We start from the raw sequence: 2815 nt of genomic DNA, 5'->3' as shown, positions 1-2815 counted from the left end.
CCGGCCCGGCGCCAGCGGCGCGGCCGGCGACCGGGTGCCGCTGGTGCCGCTGCCGCTGACCCCCGGGGAGCGTGCCGGGTGAGCGCGACGAACGAGCCGACGGGAGACGTCGTGACGGTGCGGGCAGGCGTGGTGCTCGGCGCGGTGACCGACCGGCCGCTCGACCTGGCCGCGCACGAGGCGGCGGTCGCCGACCGCCGGGCCGGCGCGGTGGTCTCCTTCCAGGGCGTGGTCCGCGACCACGACCACGGGCGGGGGGTCACCCGGCTGGAGTACGAGGGCCACCCCACCGCCGAGGCGGTGCTGCGTGAGGTGGCGGCCGAGATCGCCGCCGACCCGGCGGTGTACGCGGTCGCGGTGTCGCACCGGATCGGCCCGCTGGAGATCGGCGACGTGGCGCTGGCGGCGGCGGTCAGCACCGCCCACCGGGCGGCCGCGTTCGCCGCGTGCGCCCGGCTGGTCGACGAGGTGAAGGCGCGGCTGCCGATCTGGAAGCGGCAGGTCTTCGACGACGGCACCGAGGAATGGGTGAACTGCCCCTGAGTGCTCAGCGCCGGCCGGCGAGCGCGGCCGCGCGGCTGAACCGGTCGTGGTAGAACGCGGGCTCGGCTCCCGGACGCCACGGCAGCGCCGCCACCAGCACGATCAGCGCGATGGCCAGGGAGTTCTCCATCAGCGCGCCGAACAGGCCGTCCTGGTAGTGGGACACCTCGGGGAGTTGGTGCTCGTACGGCCAGATCGGTGAGATCAGGAACAGCAGGTAGAGCCCGAGCGCGCCGACGCCGTGGCGGAGCCCGGTCAACGTCGGGTACCAGATCGGCGGGCGCAGCGCCGGCACACCGTTGGCCGAGGGGCCGCTGCCGCGCAGGGGCAGGCCACGGCTGGCGTCGCGGCGGCGTACCGCGGCGTCGGCCAGCACGATGATCGCCGGGATGACCCAGATCAGGTGGTGCGACCAGGAGATCGGGCTGATCACGTTGGCGGTGAGCCCGACGAGTGTGAACGCGGTCAGCTCGTCGCCGTCGGCGCGGGCGCTGATCGCGCGGGACAGGCCCAGCGCCAGGAGCAGCACCGAGAAGGCGAGCCAGAGCAGGCCGGGCGTCTCGATCGAGTCGTAGAGCCGCGCCAGCAGCCCGGCGAGCGACTGGTTTGCGGTCATGTCCGCCGCGCCGACCCGCTCGGTCTGCCACAGCACGCTCGTGAAGTACGCGCGGGACTCCTCACCGACCAGGCCGAACGTCGCGATGGTCACGCCGATCGTGGTGCCGACGGCGGTGAGCGCGGCCCGCCACTGCCGGGTGAGCATCAGGTACGCGACGAACAACGCCGGGGTGAGCTTGACGGCTGTGGCGAGCCCGATGCCGACGCCCGCCCACGCGCCGCTGTAGACGAAGCGGGCCAGCGGCGAGTCGGCGGTCTCGTGGTGGGTGCCCCGCTTGGCGCGCCAGCGCAGGCCCACCATGTCGGCCATGACGAGCGCGAACAGCAGCAGGTTGACCTGGCCGTAGCCGAGCGTCTCCCGGGACGGCTCGATGGCCACCGCGAGCGGGGTGGCGATGCCGACGGTGAACCAGAGCGGCCAGCCGAGCCGGTCCACGATGGGGCGCAGCAGCGCCGCCAGGACGACCGCGAGCGCGGCGATGCTGGCCAGGGCGTTGACGAAGCCGGCGCCGTCGACGGGCAGCCAGGACATCGGGAGCATGACCACACCGGCGAACGGTGGATAGGTGAAGCCCAGTGTCGTCGACGGCGCGACGAAGTCGTACAGCTCGTTTCCGCTGGCCCACCACACCACCGCGCCGTGGTAGATCTTCATGTCGAAGAAGTTGTACGGCCGTCCGAAGGCGCCGATGGCCAGCCACGCGGCGTACGACACGGCGGCCACGATCCCGAGGCGCACGACGGTCCGGCGGTCGACGCGGGAGGTCGGGGCGAGGCGGTTGGTCCGTCTACCGACTGACGTCGGCATGGCGTGGCCACCCCCGTACCAAGGTCGTCGTACCCGTCCAGGTCCAGAACGGAGCCTAGAACGGCGCCTCACGTTGCTGCCTCCCGCGTTACGCGACCGTGTCCGATCCCACACGTGTTTGCGACATTTCCACCGCGTTAACGGGTCTCGGACGGTTCAGGTGATTGGTGGCCTTGCGGGGGGTGGTGGCCGTACGAAAGGGGTGTCAACCAGGGATTCGGCGGGCGGCCGCCGCGGAGCGTACGGCGATCTTCGCATCGCGGCGGGCGGTGCGGACCGCGCGCGTGACCGACCGGCGCGAGTGGTCGATCCGGTGGCCGGCGCGCCAGCGCAGCCCCGGCTTGCCCTCGGTGTCGGCGGCGGCGAGGAGGAGGCCACCGAGCAGGCCGAGGTTCTTCAGGAAGTGGACCTGGTTGTTGTTGCGCGCCGCCGGGTCGTCGTTGTTCCAGAAGGCGTGACCGGCGGCGGTGGTCGGGATCAGGGAGCCGGCGAGCACCAGCGCGGCCGGACGGGTGAACCGGCCGGTGGCCAGCATCAGACCGCCGACGAGCTGGGTGGCGGCGTTGGCCCGGATGAGCGACACGGTGTCGGTGGGGATGCGCGGGTGCACGTTGCGGATCAGCGGGGCGACCTTCCCGGTGACCGGCTCCGCGGCCTGCACCAGGCGTTCCGGGTTGCGCAGGTTGCGGGCGCCGCTGACCACGAAGATGCCGCTCAACATGACTCGGGCGAGGGAGCGCACGGGCTTCATGGCTCAGTCTTACCCCGTCGGGGGCGTCGTCATCCCCGCAACACACGAAAGGTATCGGCCGACGTGGACGTCCGGACGGTATCGATTTCAGCGAC

3 protein-coding genes are annotated in these 2815 nt (G+C 72.4%); 1 reads left to right on the top strand and 2 read right to left on the bottom strand.

Annotation, left to right across the window (positions count from 1 at the left end):
• Positions 1-117: 117 nt before the first annotated feature.
• Entirely contained in the window at positions 118-543 is a 426-nt protein-coding gene (locus tag KBX39_RS27975; RefSeq protein ID WP_187693504.1) for a molybdenum cofactor biosynthesis protein MoaE, read from the top strand.
• A 4-nt stretch (positions 544-547) separates the two neighbouring features.
• On the opposite strand, the gene KBX39_RS27970 is transcribed toward KBX39_RS27975, so the two are convergent.
• Positions 548-1969: a glycosyltransferase 87 family protein gene (locus KBX39_RS27970; protein ID WP_043327708.1), complete on the bottom strand. Its 1422-nt coding sequence runs from the start codon at positions 1967-1969 to the stop codon at positions 548-550.
• Positions 1970-2174: 205 nt separating this feature from the next.
• Positions 2175-2720 carry a DoxX family protein gene (locus KBX39_RS27965; protein WP_030499461.1) on the bottom strand — a complete coding sequence of 182 codons (546 nt, stop codon included), beginning with the start codon at positions 2718-2720 and terminating at the stop codon, positions 2175-2177.
• Positions 2721-2815: the final 95 nt, after the last annotated feature.

This window comes from Micromonospora sp. D75 (assembly GCF_018070405.1).
Lineage (GTDB): Bacteria > Actinomycetota > Actinomycetes > Mycobacteriales > Micromonosporaceae > Micromonospora > Micromonospora chalcea.
This window is presented reverse-complemented; position numbering and strand designations above follow the sequence as displayed.

Coding starts and splice junctions, on each gene's coding strand:
- KBX39_RS27970 (WP_043327708.1), bottom strand. CDS start 1,969: ATGCCGACGTCAGTCGGTAGACGGACCAACCGCCTCGCCCCGACCTCC.
- KBX39_RS27965 (WP_030499461.1), bottom strand. CDS start 2,720: ATGAAGCCCGTGCGCTCCCTCGCCCGAGTCATGTTGAGCGGCATCTTC.